The sequence below is a fragment of the Streptomyces sp. NBC_00209 genome, assembly GCF_045206345.1.
Lineage (GTDB): Bacteria > Actinomycetota > Actinomycetes > Streptomycetales > Streptomycetaceae > Streptomyces.
Map to the genome: position 1 here is coordinate 3,041,368 of NZ_CP108121.1, position 18,547 is coordinate 3,059,914.

The 18,547-nt window shown below is 70.5% G+C and carries 25 protein-coding genes; 15 read left to right on the forward strand and 10 right to left on the reverse strand.

Going from position 1 to position 18,547, the window contains the following annotated elements; translation table 11 throughout:
* Nucleotides 1-130: 130 nt before the first annotated feature.
* The 8 genes from OG867_RS13555 (at nucleotide 131) to OG867_RS13590 (ending at nucleotide 7,475) form a co-directional block, all read left to right on the forward strand.
* On the forward strand, nucleotides 131-1,576 hold the full coding sequence (locus OG867_RS13555; protein ID WP_406285376.1) for a sensor histidine kinase: 1,446 nt from the start codon (nucleotides 131-133) through the stop codon (nucleotides 1,574-1,576).
* Nucleotides 1,573-2,010, forward strand: coding sequence for a roadblock/LC7 domain-containing protein (locus OG867_RS13560; RefSeq protein ID WP_328901546.1), 438 nt, complete (start codon nucleotides 1,573-1,575; stop codon nucleotides 2,008-2,010). Before OG867_RS13555 ends, OG867_RS13560 begins: the two co-directional genes overlap by 4 nt.
* On the forward strand, nucleotides 2,007-2,372 hold the full coding sequence (locus OG867_RS13565) for a DUF742 domain-containing protein (protein ID WP_406285379.1): 366 nt from the start codon (nucleotides 2,007-2,009) through the stop codon (nucleotides 2,370-2,372). The genes OG867_RS13560 and OG867_RS13565 overlap by 4 nt, the downstream gene beginning before the upstream one ends.
* Nucleotides 2,353-3,000 (forward strand): GTP-binding protein, encoded by a 648-nt coding sequence (locus OG867_RS13570; RefSeq protein WP_406285381.1) that lies wholly within the window; start codon nucleotides 2,353-2,355, stop codon nucleotides 2,998-3,000. Before OG867_RS13565 ends, OG867_RS13570 begins: the two co-directional genes overlap by 20 nt.
* Nucleotides 2,997-4,232: a cytochrome P450 gene (locus OG867_RS13575; protein WP_328901543.1), complete on the forward strand. Its 1,236-nt coding sequence runs from the start codon at nucleotides 2,997-2,999 to the stop codon at nucleotides 4,230-4,232. Before OG867_RS13570 ends, OG867_RS13575 begins: the two co-directional genes overlap by 4 nt.
* The gene (locus tag OG867_RS13580) at nucleotides 4,229-5,461 is read left to right on the forward strand and encodes a cytochrome P450 (RefSeq protein WP_328901542.1); all 1,233 of its coding nucleotides are present in this window, start codon (nucleotides 4,229-4,231) and stop codon (nucleotides 5,459-5,461) included. Before OG867_RS13575 ends, OG867_RS13580 begins: the two co-directional genes overlap by 4 nt.
* Before the next feature lie 117 nt (nucleotides 5,462-5,578).
* A complete protein-coding gene (gene serC / locus OG867_RS13585; RefSeq protein ID WP_328901541.1) occupies nucleotides 5,579-6,697 on the forward strand; it encodes a phosphoserine transaminase in 1,119 nt (372 codons plus the stop codon).
* 151 nt (nucleotides 6,698-6,848) lie between these two features.
* Entirely contained in the window at nucleotides 6,849-7,475 is a 627-nt protein-coding gene (locus OG867_RS13590) for a Uma2 family endonuclease (protein ID WP_406285385.1), read from the forward strand.
* Nucleotides 7,476-7,479: 4 nt separating this feature from the next.
* Here OG867_RS13590 and OG867_RS13595 read toward each other — a convergent pair whose 3' ends face one another.
* Entirely contained in the window at nucleotides 7,480-7,974 is a 495-nt protein-coding gene (locus OG867_RS13595) for a GNAT family N-acetyltransferase (RefSeq protein ID WP_406285388.1), read from the reverse strand.
* A gap of 82 nt (nucleotides 7,975-8,056) precedes the next feature.
* Between OG867_RS13595 and OG867_RS13600 the strand changes: the two genes are divergently transcribed.
* A complete protein-coding gene (locus OG867_RS13600) occupies nucleotides 8,057-8,452 on the forward strand; it encodes a PPOX class F420-dependent oxidoreductase (protein WP_328901538.1) in 396 nt (131 codons plus the stop codon).
* Between the two features lie 4 nt (nucleotides 8,453-8,456).
* Here OG867_RS13600 and OG867_RS13605 read toward each other — a convergent pair whose 3' ends face one another.
* Complete coding sequence (locus OG867_RS13605) at nucleotides 8,457-9,443, reverse strand: WD40 repeat domain-containing protein (protein WP_406285392.1); 987 nt, start codon at nucleotides 9,441-9,443, stop codon at nucleotides 8,457-8,459.
* 58 nt (nucleotides 9,444-9,501) lie between these two features.
* Here OG867_RS13605 and OG867_RS13610 point away from each other — a divergent pair, with 58 nt between their 5' ends.
* Complete coding sequence (locus tag OG867_RS13610; RefSeq protein WP_406285394.1) at nucleotides 9,502-10,209, forward strand: GDSL-type esterase/lipase family protein; 708 nt, start codon at nucleotides 9,502-9,504, stop codon at nucleotides 10,207-10,209.
* Here OG867_RS13610 and OG867_RS13615 read toward each other — a convergent pair.
* The 6 genes from OG867_RS13615 to OG867_RS13640 all read right to left on the reverse strand — a co-directional run bounded on the left by OG867_RS13615 (nucleotide 10,190) and on the right by OG867_RS13640 (nucleotide 13,742).
* A complete protein-coding gene (locus OG867_RS13615) occupies nucleotides 10,190-10,414 on the reverse strand; it encodes a type II toxin-antitoxin system HicA family toxin (RefSeq protein WP_406285396.1) in 225 nt (74 codons plus the stop codon). The two genes, OG867_RS13610 and OG867_RS13615, sit on opposite strands and share 20 nt — an antisense overlap.
* The gene (locus tag OG867_RS13620) at nucleotides 10,411-10,626 is read right to left on the reverse strand and encodes a type II toxin-antitoxin system HicB family antitoxin (RefSeq protein WP_406285398.1); all 216 of its coding nucleotides are present in this window, start codon (nucleotides 10,624-10,626) and stop codon (nucleotides 10,411-10,413) included. Before OG867_RS13620 ends, OG867_RS13615 begins: the two co-directional genes overlap by 4 nt.
* 250 nt (nucleotides 10,627-10,876) lie before the next feature.
* Complete coding sequence (locus OG867_RS13625; protein ID WP_328904407.1) at nucleotides 10,877-11,470, reverse strand: helix-turn-helix transcriptional regulator; 594 nt, start codon at nucleotides 11,468-11,470, stop codon at nucleotides 10,877-10,879.
* 44 nt (nucleotides 11,471-11,514) lie between these two features.
* Nucleotides 11,515-12,162 (reverse strand): TetR/AcrR family transcriptional regulator, encoded by a 648-nt coding sequence (locus OG867_RS13630; protein WP_328901535.1) that lies wholly within the window; start codon nucleotides 12,160-12,162, stop codon nucleotides 11,515-11,517.
* Nucleotides 12,163-12,258: 96 nt separating this feature from the next.
* A complete protein-coding gene (locus OG867_RS13635; RefSeq protein WP_406285400.1) occupies nucleotides 12,259-13,206 on the reverse strand; it encodes a hypothetical protein in 948 nt (315 codons plus the stop codon).
* Between the two features lie 110 nt (nucleotides 13,207-13,316).
* Nucleotides 13,317-13,742 carry a hypothetical protein gene (locus tag OG867_RS13640; RefSeq protein ID WP_406285403.1) on the reverse strand — a complete coding sequence of 142 codons (426 nt, stop codon included), beginning with the start codon at nucleotides 13,740-13,742 and terminating at the stop codon, nucleotides 13,317-13,319.
* Between the two features lie 117 nt (nucleotides 13,743-13,859).
* Here OG867_RS13640 and OG867_RS13645 point away from each other — a divergent pair, with 117 nt between their 5' ends.
* Nucleotides 13,860-14,642 (forward strand): helix-turn-helix transcriptional regulator, encoded by a 783-nt coding sequence (locus OG867_RS13645; RefSeq protein ID WP_328904405.1) that lies wholly within the window; start codon nucleotides 13,860-13,862, stop codon nucleotides 14,640-14,642.
* Complete coding sequence (locus OG867_RS13650; protein WP_406285405.1) at nucleotides 14,632-14,871, forward strand: DUF397 domain-containing protein; 240 nt, start codon at nucleotides 14,632-14,634, stop codon at nucleotides 14,869-14,871. The genes OG867_RS13645 and OG867_RS13650 overlap by 11 nt, the downstream gene beginning before the upstream one ends.
* A gap of 45 nt (nucleotides 14,872-14,916) precedes the next feature.
* Here the strand turns inward: OG867_RS13650 and OG867_RS13655 are convergent, their stop codons facing one another.
* Both OG867_RS13655 and OG867_RS13660 read right to left on the reverse strand, forming a co-directional pair.
* Entirely contained in the window at nucleotides 14,917-15,642 is a 726-nt protein-coding gene (locus tag OG867_RS13655; RefSeq protein ID WP_406285407.1) for a hypothetical protein, read from the reverse strand.
* A 97-nt stretch (nucleotides 15,643-15,739) separates the two neighbouring features.
* Entirely contained in the window at nucleotides 15,740-16,534 is a 795-nt protein-coding gene (locus tag OG867_RS13660) for a carboxymuconolactone decarboxylase family protein (protein WP_406285409.1), read from the reverse strand.
* 94 nt (nucleotides 16,535-16,628) lie between these two features.
* Between OG867_RS13660 and catA the strand changes: the two genes are divergently transcribed.
* The 3 genes from catA to OG867_RS13675 all read left to right on the forward strand — a co-directional run bounded on the left by catA (nucleotide 16,629) and on the right by OG867_RS13675 (nucleotide 18,542).
* On the forward strand, nucleotides 16,629-17,282 hold the full coding sequence (gene catA, locus OG867_RS13665; RefSeq protein WP_406285411.1) for a type A chloramphenicol O-acetyltransferase: 654 nt from the start codon (nucleotides 16,629-16,631) through the stop codon (nucleotides 17,280-17,282).
* Between the two features lie 237 nt (nucleotides 17,283-17,519).
* Entirely contained in the window at nucleotides 17,520-17,981 is a 462-nt protein-coding gene (locus OG867_RS13670; protein WP_328901529.1) for a helix-turn-helix domain-containing protein, read from the forward strand.
* A 3-nt stretch (nucleotides 17,982-17,984) separates the two neighbouring features.
* Nucleotides 17,985-18,542: a PIN domain-containing protein gene (locus OG867_RS13675; protein ID WP_406285414.1), complete on the forward strand. Its 558-nt coding sequence runs from the start codon at nucleotides 17,985-17,987 to the stop codon at nucleotides 18,540-18,542.
* The last annotated feature ends 5 nt before the right edge of the window (nucleotides 18,543-18,547 follow it).

Genomic DNA, 18,547 nt, shown 5'->3' on the forward strand with positions numbered 1-18,547 from the left:
GATCGTCAATTCTCATATAGTGACGGGGACTTACCCGTGAATCCCCTGTTCCACTAGTCACGTTTGTCTCTCGCGTCACAGTCGTCCGAATCGCTCCCCGTCCACCGCCGTCCGCCCCAAGGACTCCGCTTTGCGCCCCTCTACCCGGCCGACCGCACTGGCCCTTCTGGTCGCGGTGGCCTTCACCGCAGCCCTGAGCGTGTGGGCGACCTTCGCCGCTCCCGAATCGGCCAGGACCGCGGTGGCCTGGGGCTCCGGCGGGGCCGCCCTGCTCCTCGTGGCGGCCGTCACCACCGCCGTCCACGCCCGGGCCACGGTGCGCCGCCTCCGCGAGACGCACGCCGCCGAAAGCGGCCGGTTCACGGCGGAGGTCTCCCGCATGGTCTCGGCCTCCGCCGCCGACGCCCAGCGGTTCACCGCGGAGAACGCCCGCCTCAGGGCGGCCGCCGCCGCCGAGACGGCGAGGGCCAAGGAGGAGGCCGAGGCCGGCACCTCCCGCCTCACCGCCGAGAACGCCCGGCTGAAGGCCCGCGCCTCGCGCGCCGAGACCGAGCGCTCCGCGGCCCTCACCGCCTGCGCCAACGCGGCCGGCCGGATGCAGGCCCTGGCCACGAGCATGCTCGCCGACCTCCGTGAGATGGAGCACCGGCACACCTCCGAGGACGTCCTCGCCGACCTCCTCCACCTCGACCACCGCACCGCCCAGGCCGGCCGCCTCGCCGACTCCATCGCCGTGCTCACCGGCGCCCGCTCCGGACGGCGCTGGGCCAAGCCCATCGTCATGGAGTCCGTACTGCGCGGCGCCATGGGCCGGGTCAGCGGCTACCAGCGCGTCCGGCTCCACTCCACCAGCGACGTCGCCGTCGCCGGCCACGCCGCCGAGGGCGTCATGCACGCCCTCGCCGAGCTCCTCGACAACGCCGCGAACTTCTCGCCGCCCACCGCCGAGGTCCATGTGTACGTGGAGGAGGTCCCGGCCGGGATCGTCGTCACCGTCGAGGACAGCGGCCTCGTCATGAGCGACGTGCAGCTGCGCCGGGCGGAGCGCGCGGTCACCGCCGCCGACGCCGACCTCACCGGCCTGACCGGCACCCGCCTCGGGCTCGCCGTCGTCGGCCGGCTGGCCCGCAAGCACGGGCTGACCGTCTCCTTCCGGCCCTCCGCGCGCGGCGGCACCGGCGCGCTGATGATGCTCCCGCAGGAGATCGTCACCCGCGCCACCGCGCCCCGGACCGCCCCGGAACCCGCGCCCGCCCCCGCCGAGACCGAGCCCGAGCCCGTCCACACCCTGGGGACGGACCCCGCCGCCCGGCCGCCCGCCCAGGAGCCCCTGCGCTCCGACTCCGCCTCGGAGACCACCGGCAACCTCCCGAAGTTCGGCGACAGCGGCCTGCCCAAGCGCTCGCGCGGGCGCACCCTGGCCGCCGCCGAGGCCAGGGCCACCGCCTCCGGGCCCGCCCGGGAGACCGGCACGAAGGACGACGCACCCGACCCGAAGGCCCGGGCGGCCCGCTTCAGCAGCTTCCGCAACGCAGTACGGCCCGACTCCCCACCCCCGGAGGACAGCTCCCGATGACCGCGACCACCGACGAGAAGCTCAACTGGCTGCTGGAGGGGCTCCTCGAACGGACCCCCGGCGCCCGGCACGCCCTCGTGCTGTCGAGGGACGGCCTCAAGCTGTGCCGTACGCCCGAACTCTCCGTCGACCAGGCCGACCAGCTCGCCGCGATCTCCGCCGGCATCCAGAGCCTGTCCCACGGCGCGTCCGTGGAGTTCGGCAACGGCAGCGGCGGCGTCCGCTCCGCCATGGCCGAGTTCTACGGCGGCATCCTCTTCATCGTGGAGGCGGGCGCCGGCGCCCACCTCGCGGTCGTCGCCGCCGACAGCGCCGACGTGGGCCTCGTCGGCCACAACATGAGCGAGCTGGTCGAGCAGCTGGGCGAGCACCTGATCGCCCCGCCGCGCGATCCCGTCGACGCGGTCGCCGCCGCCCGGGGCACGGCCGTATGACCCCCCGCCCCCGCCCCGGCAGGGACGACGCGCCGGACCGGCTGTACACCCTGACGGGCGGCCGCACCCGGTCCGACTCCGCCGCCTTCGACCTGGTCACCCTGGTCGTCGCCGAGTGCGAGCCGGCCCCCGGCATGCAGTCGGAGCACGTGGCGATCCTCCGGATGTGCGAACGGCCCACCGCCGTCGTGGAGATCGCCGCCGACCTCGACCTGCCCGTCAGCATCGTGCGCATCCTGCTCTGCGATCTGCTCGACACCGGCCGGATCAGCGCCCGCCATCCGCGTACCGCACGCGTATCGGACGGGCTCCCCGCCCCCGACATCCTGGAACAGGTGCTCGTTGGACTCCGCAACCTCTGACCGCGCCGCCCTGAGAGCGACGGCCGACAACGGACTGAAGATAGTCGTGGTCGGCGGCTTCGGGGTCGGCAAGACCACCATGGTCCGATCCGTGAGCGAGATCCGTCCGCTCAACACGGAGGAGACGATGACCCGCGCGGGCGAGGCGGTCGACCACCTCGACGGCGTCGGGTCCAAGACGTCCACCACGGTCGCCTTCGACTTCGGCCGGATCAGCTTGGACGAACGCTCGGTGCTCTACCTGTTCGGCGCGCCCGGCCAGGAGCGCTTCTGGTTCCTGTGGGACCGGCTGTTCTCCGGCACCCTGGGCGCCGTCGTCCTCGTGGACACCCGGCGCCTGGCCGATTCCTGGTACGCGATCGACCGGCTTGAGCACCACGGCACGCCGTTCATCGTCGCCTGCAACGACTTCGGCGGCCCGCTCCACACCGAGCAGCAGATCCGGGAGGCGCTCGACATCTCCCCGGACGTCCCGCTCGTGGAGTGCGACGCGCGCGACCGGTCCTCCAGCAAGTACGTGCTGATCACCCTGGTCGAGCACCTGCACCGGCTCTCGGCGGCCCGTACGGGGGACACCCCCGCGCCCGCCGAGGACGCCCCCGCCCTGACCCCGGAGCCCACCCCGTGACCGAGTGCCCCCACGCGGCCGGTGCCGTGCCGCTGTCCGGACCCCGCTTCCAGGGCGAACCGGCGGCGCTCTACCGGGAGCTGCGCCGCGACCACGGGCCGGTCGCCCCGATCGTGCTGCCCGGTGACGTCCCGGCCTGGCTCGTCCTCGGCTACCGCGAGCTGCACCAGGTCACCGGGGACTCCGCGCTCTTCACCCGCGACTCGCAGCTGTGGAACCAGTGGGACGCGATCCCCGAGGACTGGCCGCTGATGCCGATGATCAGCCGGACCCAGCCGTCGATCCTCTACACGGTCGGCGAGCGCCACAGCCGCCGCTCGGCCGTGATCTGCGAGGCCCTGGAGGCCATGAACCCCTTCGAGCTCAAGAGGGGCACCGAGGAGTTCGCCGACGAACTGATCGACGCGTTCTGCGCGGCCGGCTCGACGGACCTGATCGCCGAGTACGCGATGCTGCTCCCCGTACGGGTCGTGGCGAAGCTCTTCGGCTTCCCGGACGACACGGGCCCCGCCCTCGTCACCGCGATGAACGACATGATCAACGGGGGGCCCACCGCGCAGGCCGGCCAGCGGCACATCGCCGGCTCCGTGTACGCGCTGCTGGCCGAGCGGCGGACGGCACCCGGCGACGACATCGCCTCCCGGATGCTCGCCAACACCGCCGGGTTCACGGACGAGGACGTGGCCCGGGACCTCATGGTGATGATGGCGGCCGGGCACCAGCCGACCGCCGACTGGATCGGCAACTCCCTGCGGCTGATGCTCACCGACGACCGCTTCGCCGCCTCGCTCTCCGGCGGCCGGCACAGCGTCGCCGAGGCCATGAACGAGGTGCTGTGGGAGGACACCCCCAGCCAGAACATCGCAGGCCGCTGGGCCGCCCGCGACACGCACCTCGGCGGCCGCCACATCAAGGCCGGGGACCTGCTCGTCCTCTCCCTCGCCGGAGCCAACGCCGACCCCCAGGTCCGTACGGACGGCTCCACGCTCACCGGCGGCAACAACGCGTTCTTCTCCTTCAGCCACGGCGAGCACCGCTGCCCGTTCCCGGCGCAGGAGACCGCCGAGGTCATCGCCCGTACGGCCATCGAGGTCATCCTCGACCGGCTGCCCGACGTCGACCTCGCCGTCCCCGCCGACCGGCTCACCCGGCGCCCCTCCCCCTGGCTGCGCGGACTGACCGACCTGCCCGTGACCTTCACGCCCACTCCGGCCCTTGGAGGCCCCAGATGACCGCGCCCGCCGAAGAAGCCACCGACCGCATCGTCCTGGACCCCTTCGTCACCGATCTCGCGGGCGAGAGCGCGCGGCTGCACGCGGCGGGACCGCTCGCCCGGGTCGAGCTTCCGGGCGGGGTGCCCGTCTACACCGTCACGCACTACGCCGAGGCGAAGGCGCTGCTCACCGACAGCCGCCTGGTCAAGGACATCAACGTGTGGGGCGCCTGGCAGCGCGGCGAGATCCCGCTCGACTGGCCGCTCATCGGCCTCGTCAACCCGGGCCGCACCATGCTCACCGCCGACGGCGCCGAACACCGCCGGCTGCGCGGCCTGGTCGCGCAGGCGCTCACGGTGCGCCGGGTGGAGCGGCTGCGCGAGGGCATCGAGGCGCGGACGAAGGTGCTCCTGGACCGCCTGGAGGAGCACACGGCGGGCCAAACGGTGGATCTGAAGGCGGAGTTCGCCTACCCGCTGCCGATGAACGTCATCCGGGAGCTGATGGGCATCGACTCGGCGGACCTGCCCCGGATGAAGGAACTGTTCGACAAGTTCTTCTCCAACCTGACGCCCCGCGCCGAGGTGCCGCAGATGATGGCGGATATCCACACCCTGTTCTCGCGCATCCTGGCCGAGAAGAAGGAGTCCCCCGGCGACGACCTGACCGGGGCGCTGCTCCTGGCGTCCGAGGACGGGGACCACCTCACCGACGACGAGATCCTCAACACCCTGAAGCTGATCATCGCGGCGGGCCACGAGACGACGATCAGCCTCATCGTGAACGCGGTGGTCGCGCTGGAGACCCACCCCGAGCAGCGGCGGGCGGTGCTGGCCGGCGAGGTGGGCTGGGACGGGGTCATCGAGGAGACCCTGCGCTGGTCGGCGCCGACCTCGCACATCCTGATCCGGTTCGCGTCGGAGGACATCGAGGTGGGCGACCGGGTGCTGCCGAAGGGCGAGGGTGTCATGACCTCCTTCGCGGCCATCGCGCACGACGAGGGCCAGTGGGGGGAGTCGGCCACGGAGTTCGACGTGACCCGCTCCCCGAACCGCCACATCTCCTTCGGGCACGGCCCGCACGTCTGCCCGGGCGCCGCGCTGTCCCGCCTGGAAGCGTCGGTGGCGCTGCCCGCGCTGTACGCCCGCTTCCCGGAGCTGTCCCTGGCGGTCCCGGCGTCCGAGCTGCGCAACAAGCCGATCGTCACGCAGAACGACCTGTACGAACTCCCGGTCACGCTGCGCTGACACCGTACGCGCGGAAGAACGTACGGAGGTTCCTCCGAGGACCACGAGTCGGAATCCCTGTCTCATCGGACGGACAGGGTGCGCAGCCCGCCGCACCGAGCGGCTACGCTCCGACTCGTGGCCGACATCCAGATTCCCGCTGACATCAAGCCCGCAGACGGGCGCTTCGGCGCCGGTCCCTCCAAGGTGCGGACCGAGGCGCTCGACGCGCTGGCCGCCACCGGCACGTCTCTGCTCGGTACGTCCCACCGCCAGGCACCGGTGAAGAACCTGGTCGGCGCGGTGCGCGAGGGCGTACGCGACCTCTTCTCCCTCCCCGAGGGATACGAGGTGATCCTGGGCAACGGCGGCTCCACCGCCTTCTGGGACATCGCGACGCACGGTCTGATCGAGTCCAGGTCCCAGCACCTCAACTTCGGTGAGTTCTCCTCGAAGTTCGCGAAGGCCGCCAAGCTGGCCCCGTGGCTGGCGGACCCGACCGTCATCGCCTCCGACCCGGGCACGCACCCGGACCCGAAGGCCGAGGCGGGCGTCGACGTCTACGCCTTCACGCACAACGAGACCTCCACCGGTGTCGCGGCGCCCGTCAAGCGCGTCGCGGGCGCCGACGAGGGCTCCCTCGTCCTGGTGGACGCCACCTCCGGCGCGGGCGGCCTCCCGGTCGACATCGCCGAGACGGACGTCTACTACTTCGCCCCGCAGAAGTCCTTCGCCTCCGACGGCGGCCTGTGGATCGGCGTCTTCTCGCCGGCCGCCCTGGAGCGCGCGGCCCGTATCCACGCCTCGGGCCGGCACATCCCGGAGTTCTTCTCGCTGCCCACGGCGATCGACAACTCGCTGAAGAACCAGACGTACAACACCCCGGCGCTCGCCACGCTCTTCCTGCTGAACGAGCAGCTGACGTGGATGAACACCCAGGGCGGCCTGGACTTCACGACCGGCCGCACGGCCGCCTCCTCCGGCCACCTCTACGGCTGGGCCGAGGAGTCCAAGTACGCGACCCCGTTCGTCACCGACCCGGCCAAGCGCTCCCAGGTCATCGGCACGATCGACTTCGCGGACGAGATCGACGCCACCGCCGTCGCCAAGGCCCTCCGCGCCAACGGCATCGTGGACACCGAGCCGTACCGCAAGCTCGGCCGCAACCAGCTCCGCGTGGCGATGTTCCCGGCGATCGACCCGACGGACGTCCAGGCCCTGACGGCCTGCATCGACTACGTGATCGAGAAGCTGTAGCCCGTACGCGTCCGGAACGGCCCTGCGCACCGCGAGGTGTGCAGGGCCGTTTCTGCTTCACTCGACCGTGTGGCATATGCCAGAAACACGGTCTGGGGCCGTTCCGCCCTACGATGATGGTCTCGACACCAGCCATTCCAGGAGGCCCGCAATGTCTGCAGCAGCAGTCGAGCACCCCTGTGACGATGGACCGGAGCCCCTGCTCGTCACAGCCGAACGGCTCGCCGAGCAGAATCCCGGCCATCGCGTCGAGATCATCGGAGGCATCATCACCGTGGCTCCACCCCCGGACGGCCCGCACGCAGACGCGCTGACCACGCTCTCGATCCCGTTCATCGCCGCAGGTCTGCACAGCACGGAATCGAGAGTCCTCCAGGGCATCGGCCTGTGGCTGCCGGGCGGCCCCGCGGACTTCGCGATCCCCGATCTCGCCCTGGTGGACGCGGACTACGCCGAACACCTGATCAAGAACAACAGTTACGACCCCGCCGTCTTCCGCCTGGTCCTGGAGGTCACCTCCAGCAACTACGCCAGCGACCTGCGGCACAAGGTCGCCGCGTACGCCGAGGCGAAGATCCCCGTCTACGTGATCCTCGACCGGAAGCACGACCGCGTCCACGTCCTCACGGAACCGCTGGGCGGCTCGTACGACCGCCACGAGGTGTACGCCCCCGGCCAGCAGGCACCGCTGCCCGCATCGATCGGCGCCGAGGTGAGCCTCGACGTCGCCGAACTGATCCAGGCGGGCCGCGCCAAGCCCCGTACGCCGGACGCCTGAGGCGCTAGACGCCCAGCCCCCACCGCTCCTCGCCGTCCTCCCACTCCCCCGTCCGGGCCAGGCCCGCCCCCGCGGCCACGGCTGCGGAGGCGCCGTGTTCGGGGTGGATGTGGGCGATCACGGTCCGCACGCCCGTCTCCCGGAGATGGGCGACCAGGCCCCCGGCCGCCTCGCGGGCGTACCCCCGCCCCTGCCAGTCGGTCCCGACGACCCACGCGATCTCGGCGCGGTCGTCGCGTACCGTCGCCTGCACGTAGCCCACGAGGGCGTTCCCGGCCCGCAGCACCCAGTTCCACCACAGCTCGTCCGGGTCCGGCGACCCGGCGGTCTGCCGTGCGTACCGCGCCCACAGGGCCTCGGCGGTCTCCGGCTCGCCTCCGGTGAAGGTGTGCAGGGCCGGGTCGGCCAGGACGGCGGCCATCGCGTCCGCGTACTCCACCCGCAGGGGCAGCGCGTCCAGGCGGGGCGTGGTGAAGGGCTCGGGGGTGCGGGGGCTCATGGTCCGGGGACCTTACGCGAATCGGCGGTGGCGCGTCCGCTGCCCGGATGAGCTCCGGCCCGCACTGGCGGACCATGGAGACATGGATACGGTCCCGCAGCTCAAGCCCTTCGTGAAGCAGTACACCGTCCTGCTGAGCACGCGGCGGCAGGACGGGACGCACGCCGACACCCCGGTGCACATCGCGGTCGAGGGCGACCACGCCTACATCCGGACGTTCTCCTCGGCATGGAAGGTGGAACGCATGCGCAACCACCCGGTGGTGCGGATCGGCCCGTGCACCGTGCGCGGCCACCCCACGGGCCCGCAGGTCGAGGCCCATGCGCGCCTCCTCCCGGCGGGCTCGAAGGAGAACACGCACGCCTCCCGGATGCTGTCCCGCAAGTACCCGGCGACGCAGGGGGTCCTGGTCCCGCTGACCCACCGGCTGAAGCGGGACCGGACCCTGCATTACGAGATCCGGCCGATGGAGCCGTGAGCGGTCAGCCCTTGCGGCGCCGGCTGACGACGAACAGCACCAGCGCGAGGGAGGCGAGCACGACACCGCCGGTCAGCGTGCTGCCCTTCACCGGCATGCCGTTTCCGTCGGCCGTGTCCTTCGCCCCACCGCCCCGGTGCGCGGTCCCGCCACCGCCGCCGTCGCCGTCCTTCTTCAGGTCCACCCGCACGACACTGCTCCGCTCGCCCTCGGAGCCGTACATCAGGGCGGAGCCGTCCGCCGTGTACGTCACGGACTCGGACTGCGGGAGCAGCGGCGACTCGACGTCGTAGTCCTTGCCGAGGCGGCCGTGCGCGAAGGCGTAGCCGCGGGCGCTGAAGTAGGAGCGCAGGACGAGCTCCTTGCCGTCCGGCGAGAACGCGCCGTCCGTCACCCAGGGGACCTCGCCTACCCGCCGGAAGACGTTGTCGGCCCCGGCCGTGAGCTTCGCGGGCCCCTCGTACAGGCCGCCGCCGTCCTCGTTCTTCGAGGCGATGTAGACGCGCCCGGTCTTCGGGTGGACCATCAGCGCCTCCGCGTTGCGCGGCCCGTCGGCGTACTTCACGTCGAACTGGGTGGCCCGGACGGTCGCGTTCTTGAGGGTCTTGGGCTCGGGGAAGCGGTAGATCCAGACGTGGTCCCAGCTGCCGTCGAGGTTGTCGCCGATGTCGCCGACGTAGACGTTCCCGTCCGGCCCGATCGAGATGGCCTCGACGTCGCGGGGGGCGCCGACGCCCTTCATGGTGAGGGTCGCGACGGTCTTGCCCGTACGGGAATCGACCGCGAAGACGTACGGACCGTCGTCGCTGTCGTTGTGCGTCCAGTAGATGCCCGGGTGGAGGTGGCTCGCGGCGAGACCGCTGGACTCGGTGATCCGGGGGTCCTCGATCGTGAAGCTCCGGTCGGCCCCTTCGTCGGCGAGCGCGGGGGCCGCACCGAGGGCGAGGAGCACGGCGGCGCCGAGGGCGGAGGTCAGTCGGTACGAGCGCATGGCACAAGTGTCCATCGTCACCTACCGGCGCGTAGCCAGGATCCGCCATGATGACGCCATGCGTTTCATGTGTGTCGGCGATTCCATGACCATCGGGCGCGCCGGCGACTTCACGTGGCGCTACCGCATGTGGCAGCACCTGGAGGCGGCACCGGACGGCCCCCACGAGTTGGTGGGCCCGCGCACGGGCCTGTACGACGCGGATACGGGCACGGCGTCGTCCTCCGCGTACGCCGCCGACGCCTTCCCGCCGCCCGCCCGCCGCCACCTCGCGGGCTGGGGCGAGGGCTGGCTCCACATGGCCCCGCTGATAGCGGACGCGGTGACCGCACACCGCCCGGACGTCCTCCTGGTCTCCCTCGGCCTGATAGACCTCGGCTTCTACACGGACAGCGCGCAGACGGCGGAGAACGCCCGCGCCTTCCTGGCCTCGGCCCGCGAGGCGAACCCGCACATCCGCGTGGTGCTGCTCCCGGTGATCCCGAACATCCGCGCGGAGACGGACGCCCCGTTCGCGGCGGAGTGCGCGCACTTCAACACCCTCCTGGCGAAGGCGGTGGCGGACCTGGATGCCCCGGGCTCCCCCCTCCTCCTGGCGTCCCACCCCCCGGCGTACGACATCCACACCTCCACGTACGACGGCACCCACCCCAACCCCCCAGGCGAACACCACCTGGCAGCGGCCTTCGCGAACGCGATGCACGAGGCGTGGGGGGTGGGCGGGCGGTACGCGGGCGCGCCAGCGGCTATTTCAGGAACCTGCTGAGGTCGTCAACGGTCCAGTCGGCCTGACGCAGGAGGGAGCGGACCGTTCCGGGTGCGAGGGAGCGGTGCAACGGAACGATCACCGTACGGTCGACCTTGCGGTACTTGGCATGGCTGCCGCGTGTGGACACGTGATCGAACCCCGCGCGTTCCAGCGCCTTGGCGATCTCGGACCCGGAGAGCCCCGTCGGCACGACCGGGCTCACGCGACGCGGACCTCGACGGGAGCGGTGATCACGTCGGTCACCTCGGGAGCCGGCGCGTCCTCGAAGTACAGCTCCAGCGCCTCGCGGAGGTTGGTCAGCGCTTCTTCGATGCTCTGGCCCTGGCTGGTTACCTCGACCTGGAGGCAGCGGGCCACGTACCACTCGCCCTCGTGGGTGACCGCGGCGGTGAGGTGCAGCGCGTGGGACGTCATGGTGCAAGTCTGACATGCGGGCGTGTGAATGTGCACGAGATGACCGCTCCGACCCCTGGCCCAAGACGCGGAGGAGTACATAGGCCGCAAGCGCCTGGAAGCCGGGGTCCAGGGCGAGTTCGAGGGGACGGGCTTCCGCATCCGGGCCCGTTCGCCATTCCGCCGGTCCGCCAGGATCGTCGCGCTCGACGGCCTCGGCATCACCTTCACCGCCCGCCGCCTCACGCTCTACACGCGCGACCCCGCCCCCTCACCCACGCTCCGTCGGCTTCGCCCGTACGTGCATCCGCTCCCCCTGGGGTCCGAACAGGCTCAGGAACTCCACCGGGTCCGGTCCCGCCGCCCCCCACCAGTGCGGGGTGTGGGTGTCGAACTCGGCCGCCTCTCCCGCCGTGAGGACCAGGTCGTGGTCCCCCAGGACCAGCCGCAGCCGCCCCGACAGGACGTACAGCCACTCGTAGCCCTCGTGCACCCGTTGCTCGACCGGCCCGGACGGGCCCGTCGCGCCCGGCATGACCTGCTTGTACGCGTTCACGCCGCCCAGATGCCGGGTCAGCGGGACGAAGGTCATCCCGTGGCGTTTGAAGGGGCGGAAGGTCACCCGAGGGTCCCCCGTGTCCGGCGCGCCGACCAGTTCGTCCAGCTGGACGCCGTACGCCTTCGCCAGGGGCAGCAGGAGCTCAAGCGTCGGTTTGCGGCCGCCCGACTCCAGGCGGGAAAGCGTGCTGAGCGAGATGCCCGTCGTCTCGCTCAGCTGCGTCAGCGTCGTCCCGCGCTCGGTGCGCAGCGCCCGCAGTCGGGGGCCGACGCCCGTCAGGACGGCGGCCAGGTCCTCGTCACCCATCGGGTCTGCCATGGTTCCATTCGCCGACCCGGCAAGGCAGCTTGTCAAACGGAACCCTTCGCCGGACCGATCATCGCCATCGACAGGCGCGTGAACTCGCTGGTCAGCCACGACGACGGCACCTGCCGGGGCCGCCGCCCATGGTGGGCGAGCAGCTCGTCCACGGACCGGGTCAGCACCTTCACCACGACCGCGAGGTCGCCGTCCACCCCGTGCCCCCGGGTCCGGGCCCGTTCGGACTCCGCCGTCAGGAACTCCACCCACACCGCGCGCCACATCGTGAGGTGCTCCTCCATCGCCCGGCTCACGCCCAGCACCTCCACGAAGGCGACCCGGGCCGCCTGCGGGTCCCGCGTCACGGACCGGACGTACGCCTCGAAGAGCCTGCGCACCCGCTCCTCGGTCGGGCAGGTCTCCATGCCCTCCGCCGCCAGCTCCGCCTGCGCGGCCTGCATCCCGGCCATCGCGACCTCGTCGTACAGGTCGGTGAGCAGCGCCTCGCGCGAGGCGAACTCGCGGTGGAAGTCCCGGACCTCCACCTGCGCCTCCGCGCACAGATCCTCGACGGACGTGTGCGCGTAGCCGTACACCGCGAACAACGTCCGCCCGGCCGCCATGAGTTGCGCACGCACCCGCGCGGGGTCGCGCACCGCTCGTACGCCGTCCCAAAGCTCCACCACGGTATCCACCACGGGTCCTCCTCAGTCCGAACCGGCCCCCGAGCCACCACTGTCCCCGCCCCGCCACACCTACGGCAAAGACCGCCACACCACGAACGGACGTGCGCCTCACGTCGCTGCGGCGTCCACGGCCAGGATCGTCGCGACCCGTTCCCGCCAGGGCTGCGGGCGCGGTGGGTACTTCGCGAAGTGCGCTTCTTCGGCCACCCGCTGGGCGCAGGGGCCGCACAGCGTCTCGTCCGCCCCGGGCCGGAAGACATGCTCCGGCCCGCCCCCCTCGCAGGTCACAGGCGGCCTGACCGTCGCCACCGGCGCGACCGGCGGGGGTGCCTCCGGCAGCTTCTGTACGAGGCGGTGGCGTACGAAGCCGTAGGCCGACCGCACTCCTTCCGCCGGGAGGGAGTTCACCAGCGCCTGCCGCAGCTCCGACGCCCTCACGCCCCGCCGCAGCCAGTCCGCCGCCATCCCGGACAGGCCGCGCGCCTCGCGTACGCCGAGGTGCAGTTGCGGGTTCGCGTGCCGCAGCGAGAGCAACACGCGTTCCGCCTCAGCGACTTCCGGGTCGGCCGCCGCGACCGGCTCCGGCGACTCGGCCGCAGGCGCTTCGGTGGGTGGGTGGGGAGTGTTCTCCTCACGTTCTTCTTCAACCTCTGGTTGGGAAGTGCCGACCGACCGAGTAGCCGCTCGACCGCCCGCCGGTGACCGATCAGCCGGTTTGGCCTGCGCTTTCGCGCCCCTGAGCCCCCGCGCCTCCTCGTCCGTGAGCGGCACGTTGGAGAACAGCTGATCCGTCATCCACAGCCCGCCCTGGCCCTGCCACCGCCACTCATGGACGTAACCGGCCTCCTTCAGCTGGGACTTGGCCCGCTGATACGCCCGGCCCTTGATCCCGATCCTCTTCGCGTGATCGCTCAGCGCCTCGCTCGCGCGGGACTCGGGCAAACCCTGCACATACATGATCAGAACCTTTGCGTCACTGCTCAGATTCGAATGACGCACGACATCATGTGCAGCCTTCACATAGGCGCGGGAGGGCGAGATAGCATGCCAAAGCATCTTCGGTGGACCTCTTGAATCCATCAGGGGTGAAGGCCCTCGGACCGGGTGTTGCGAGCACCCCCCGGGGGTCGCCCCGTGCGCGGCGCGCACGGAGCGTAACGACGCCGTCACCGTACAGCAGAAATTCCGTCCGACACCACCTTGGTTACCAGCTCGAACAGAAGTGCTGTATCCACGAACGGATCCTCGGCGGTCGGCTCCGAACGCCAGTCCAGCGGATACGTCAGCCCACGTAGCGCGGGCACGCCCACGAAGTCCGAGCCCTTGCGCACGAGCGCGTCCACGCCCGCCGGCCAGCGGTACGCACTCGCCGTGCCGGCCTCGACCAGGAAGTACATGCTCCGCATCCCGATCCGCGAGCGGATGATCGGACCGGCCTGGAAATCCGTGAACTGCATGATCTCGTAAGAGACTTGCTCGCCCAGCACGCCGGAGATCCGGATCGCGTCGAAGTGGATGCCCGCGTGACGCAGGGCGTGACCGCTGGTGGGGATCCAGTTGGGCACCAGGTTCGGTGAATTTTTCGGTTCCATACGGTAAGCGTCGGCGCCCGCACTTAACGTGACCAGAGACACAGGCAGTCTGTGCACTCTTGTGAACTTGGAGGTGGGGCTGTGCACTCCAGTAGTACTGGTGACGGCAACGCTGCGATGTTCGGGGGGCTGTTACGGCACTACCGCGAGCTGGCCAACCTGTCCCAGGAGGCGTTGGGGCTCAGGATCGGCTATTCCAAGTCGCAGGTGGCGATGGTGGAGCGGGGACACCGGCCCCCGAAGGGGGACTTCGTCCCGAAGGCTGACGCGACCACGGGTGCGAACGGTGCGCTGATCGCAGCGGCGCTAAAGCTGAAGTTCAGCCACCTGGCTTCTTGGTTCGCGCCGGTCGCCGAGGAAGAAGCCAAGTGCGTGGCGCGGTATCAGTACGAGTCCAGCGTCATGCCCGGGCTGCTACAGACCGAGGCCCACGCGCGTGCGCTGTACCGGGGGGCGTATCCGCCGCTTGACGACGACGAGATCGAGAAGCTGGTCGCCGGACGTCTAGCCCGGCAGACCTTGCTGACCCGCAAGCCACCGTCGGACATCAGCTTCGTCGTTGAGATAAGCGCGCTCACACGCCCGATCGGCGGGCGGGACGTGCACCGGGCACAGCTCCAGCACCTTCTTGACATCAGTGAGCTGCGCAACGTGCACATCCAGGTGATGCCGCCCATGAGCGAAACGCACGTCAGCCTCAGCGGCCCCTTCGTCCTCCTGGAGACCGAGGACCGGCGCCGACTGGCGTACTTGGAAGTGCAGGGTCGGAACTTCCTTATCAGCGAAGAGCCCCAACTGGGCAGCTTGTTCGCCACGTATGGGATGCTGCGCTCCCAGGCTCACGGGCTGGGTGAGTCGCGCGAGTTGATCAAGCAGATGGTGAAGGACTATGAGTACTGACTTGAAGTGGTTCAAGAGCAGCTACAGCGGCCAGAACGGCGGCGACTGCGTAGAGGTCGCGCTCTCCTGGTCAAAGTCCAGCTACAGCGGCACGAACGGCGGTGACTGCGTAGAGGTCGCCACCTGCCCCCACACCGTCCACATCCGCGACTCCAAGGACATCACCGTCCCGGCCCTCGCCGTCTCCCCCGACGCCTGGGACACGTTCATCCGCCACACCGCCGCGTAACGCGGCGCAGCGCGCCCCGGCCCATGGTCCGGGGCCGTTGCCCTCCTACTTGTGGGCGCGCCTGGCGCGCTCGTCGGGAGGCAGCTTCATCGCGTCCGCGACAGCGGGATCAGGTGGCGTCGACTTGAGCGCTGAGACCAGTTCTCCGGGCTCCTTGCCGAAGAACGGCCCACGCGCGTCGGCCGGCTTGGTGTCGCCGTCCGCCTGCCGCACACTCGGGATGACGTCGCCCTTGCCCAGGATTCCCTCCTGGTAGGGAATGATGGAATTCGGGCTCAGCGTCGACCAGCCGGCATTCTGCACCGTCTTGGTCTCGCTCAAGTAGAGGATGGGCAGAACGTACTGCTTGCCCACCTCCAGCATGGGTTCGCCCTCCATGCGGACGGCGTCGCGCCGGTCACCGTGGAACTGCCAACCGTCGATGTCCGTCTCGAAGGTTGACGGCGCGTTCGACGCTTCGTTCCGCGACCACAGCACCTTGTCGATCCGCAGAGTGATCACGCGGGGGATATAGCCCTCGCCCGCCTCGGTCTCTTCCGGCGTCGGGGCGAGTTCACGCTGACCGGTCACCGTCGCGACCACGAGGTGATCACCGTAGGTGACCCAATCCGTGAGTGTGTCACTGGGCAGCAGTTGATCACCGTGGGAGATGGTCACCGAGGATCGAGCCGACTGATGATCGTCCCCGTGGGCCTGAACCACCAGTAACGTCACCAATGCGCCGACAACGATGGCTGATCCAGCAGTAGCTGCCAGAACCTTGGAGCGCATGCGATGACCCCCCGGTCAGTAGGTGGCGCTGGTCTCGGAGACGTTGTGCGACTCGCTATACGGGTTGTTTCCGTAGCCGGGAGTTTCCATGCAGGCGTCACTCGTCCCGGGCCGCGAACACCTCGCGCGCCGCCGTGAGCCCGTTCAGCGCGGCCGGGAAACCGGCGTAACCGGCCATCTGCGTGATGACCTCCACGGCCTCCTCCCGCGTGCCGCCCACGTTGAGCAGGCCGTGGAGGTGTACGCGGAGCTGCGGGCCGACCGTGCCGAGGGCGGTGCACAGGGCGACGGTGACGAGTTCGCGGGTCGGGAGGTCGAGGCCCGTGCGGGAGTACACGTCGCCGAAGGAGAATTCCAGCACGTAGCGGGCGAGGTCGGGCGCGATGTCCTTGAGGGAGTCGATGACCTGCTGGCCCGCGTGCCCGTCGATGTCGGCGAGGGCCTGCTGACCGCGTGCGAGCCGGTCGCCGCCCGGGGCGTCGGAGGCGGGGACGAACGGGGCGTCGTCGGGGCGGGAGTCGAAGACCTCGCGGGCGGCGGTGAGGCCGTTGAGGGCGGCGGGGAAGCCGGCGTACACGCAGACGTGGATCAGCACCTCCACGATCTCCTCGCGCGTGCAGCCGACGTTGAGCGCGCCGCCGATGTGGAAGCGGAGCTGCGGCGCGGCGTTGCCCATCGCGGCGAGGGCCGCGACGGTGCTCAACTGGCGCTGGCGGCGGGTGAGTCCGGGCCGGGTGTAGATGTCGCCGAAGCCGAACTCCACGATGTAGCGGCCCATGTGCGGGGCGATGTCGGCGAGGCCGTCGATGACGGCGTCCTGGGCGCCGTTCGCGACCTCGCTGAGGGCCGCGTAACCACGCTCGTACCGGTCGTTCTGCTGTTCGGTGCTCATGCGGTGGACGGTAGGGGTTGGAGTGCACTCCAAGGCAAGCGCGCCCCGCGAAAACCGGTGGGGCGGGCGGCCGGGCGGCTGCGATGATGCCCGGATGGACGTGCCGACCCCGATCGACCTGGACACCTGGCCGCGCCGGGAGCACTTCGCACACTACCGACGCCGGGTGCCGTGCACGTACTCGATGACGGTGGAGGTCGACGTCACCGCCTTCACGGCCGCGCTGCGGCGCTCGCCGCGCAAGTCGTACGTGGCGCAGGTGTGGGCGCTGGCCACGGTGGTGAACCGGCACGAGGAGTTCCGGCTGTGTCTGACGGAGTCGGGCGACCCGGCGGTGTGGCCGGTGGAGCACCCTGCGTTCACGGTGTTCAACGCGGACCGCGAGACGTTCGCGTGCGTGTGGACGCCCTATGACGCGGACTTCGGGGCATTCCACGATGCGGCGGCCCCGCTGCTGTCCGAGCACGCGGGCGCGACCTCCCTCTTCCCCCAGGGCCCGCCCCCACCGAACACCTTCGACGTATCCAGCCTCCCCTGGCGCGCCTTCACCGGCTTCAACCTCAACATCCGCGACGGCTACGACCACTTGGCCCCGATCTTCACCCTGGGCCGCTACGTGTCACGGGGCGACCGGGTGCTGTTGCCGCTGGCGGTGCAGGTGCACCATGCGGCGGCGGACGGGTTCCATACGGCGCGGCTGGTGAACGAGCTGGAGACGCTGCTGGGGGAGGCGGCGGACTGGCTGTAGGGGGTGGCCTCTTTCGGGTGAACAAATCCAGCCGCCGAAGGACGGACGGCGTCGAGAGCGCCCGCACGCGACCGTGGCAGGTCCGGCATCCGAAGAGCCGCCGGACCATGACGTTGTTATGAGGTAACGGACCGCGCCGCCCGCGGTACATTTATTGCGCATGTTGCGAATATTGCGGATACTGAAGGCATCGCCGGTCAATGACGCCCACCCGCCACGCAAACTTAGGGGCGCACCATGACGAAGACAGACATCAGGCCCGTGAAGCTCCCACCCGAGAAGACCGCCGCGGCGAACCGGGCCCTCACCCGCGTCCGCGGCTACCTCACCGAGCACCCCGATCTCGCCCAGATCGCCGTCAAGCCCCTGGACGACAGCGAGCGCGAGCCGCTCACCCTGCCCCGGGAAGCCGTCGAGCTCCTCGCGGGCCTCCTCGCCCACCTGGGGGCGGGCCGAGGTGTGTCCATCGTCCCCAGCACAGCCGAGCTCACCACCCAGCAGGCGGCGGACATCCTCAACGTCTCCCGGCCCTTCCTCATCGGCCTCCTGGAGGCAGGCGAGATCGAGTGCCGCATGGTCGGAACGCACCGCAGAATCACGGCGTCGTCGCTCATGGAGTACAAGCAGGCCGACGACCGGCGTCGCCGTGAAGCGGCGGACGAGCTCTCTCAGCTCGGCCAGGAGATGGGACTGATGTAGCCGATGGCCTTCGTCGCCGTGTACGACGCCAATGTGCTCTACCCGAACATCCTCCGCGACGTGCTCATCCGCGTCGCGGGGGCCGGCCTCGTACAGGCGAAGTGGACGGAGACCATCCTCGACGAGACGTTCCGCAACGTGCGGGCCAACCGCCCGGACCTGGCCCCCGAAACCCTGGCCAGGACACGGCGGCTGATGAAGGCGGCCGTACGGGACTGCCTCGTCAAGGGGTACGAACCGCTGATCGACATACTGGAACTGCCGGACAAGGACGACCGCCATGTGCTGGCTGCGGCGGTCCGCGCCAAGGCCCAGGTGATCGTGACGTTCAACCTCAAGGACTTCCCCGCGGAAGCCTTGGCTCCCTGGGACGTCGAGGCCGTCCACCCGGACGCGTTCCTCGAAGCACAGATCGACCTGGCGCCGGAGATCGTGTACGGAGAGATCCAGCGCATCGCCGACAGCTGGAAGAATCCGCCGGGCACGGTCGCCGACGTGATCGAGCGCCTGGACAGGAACCGTCTCGTCTCGTCCGCCGCAGCCCTGAGGGCGCTCGTCTGATCCCG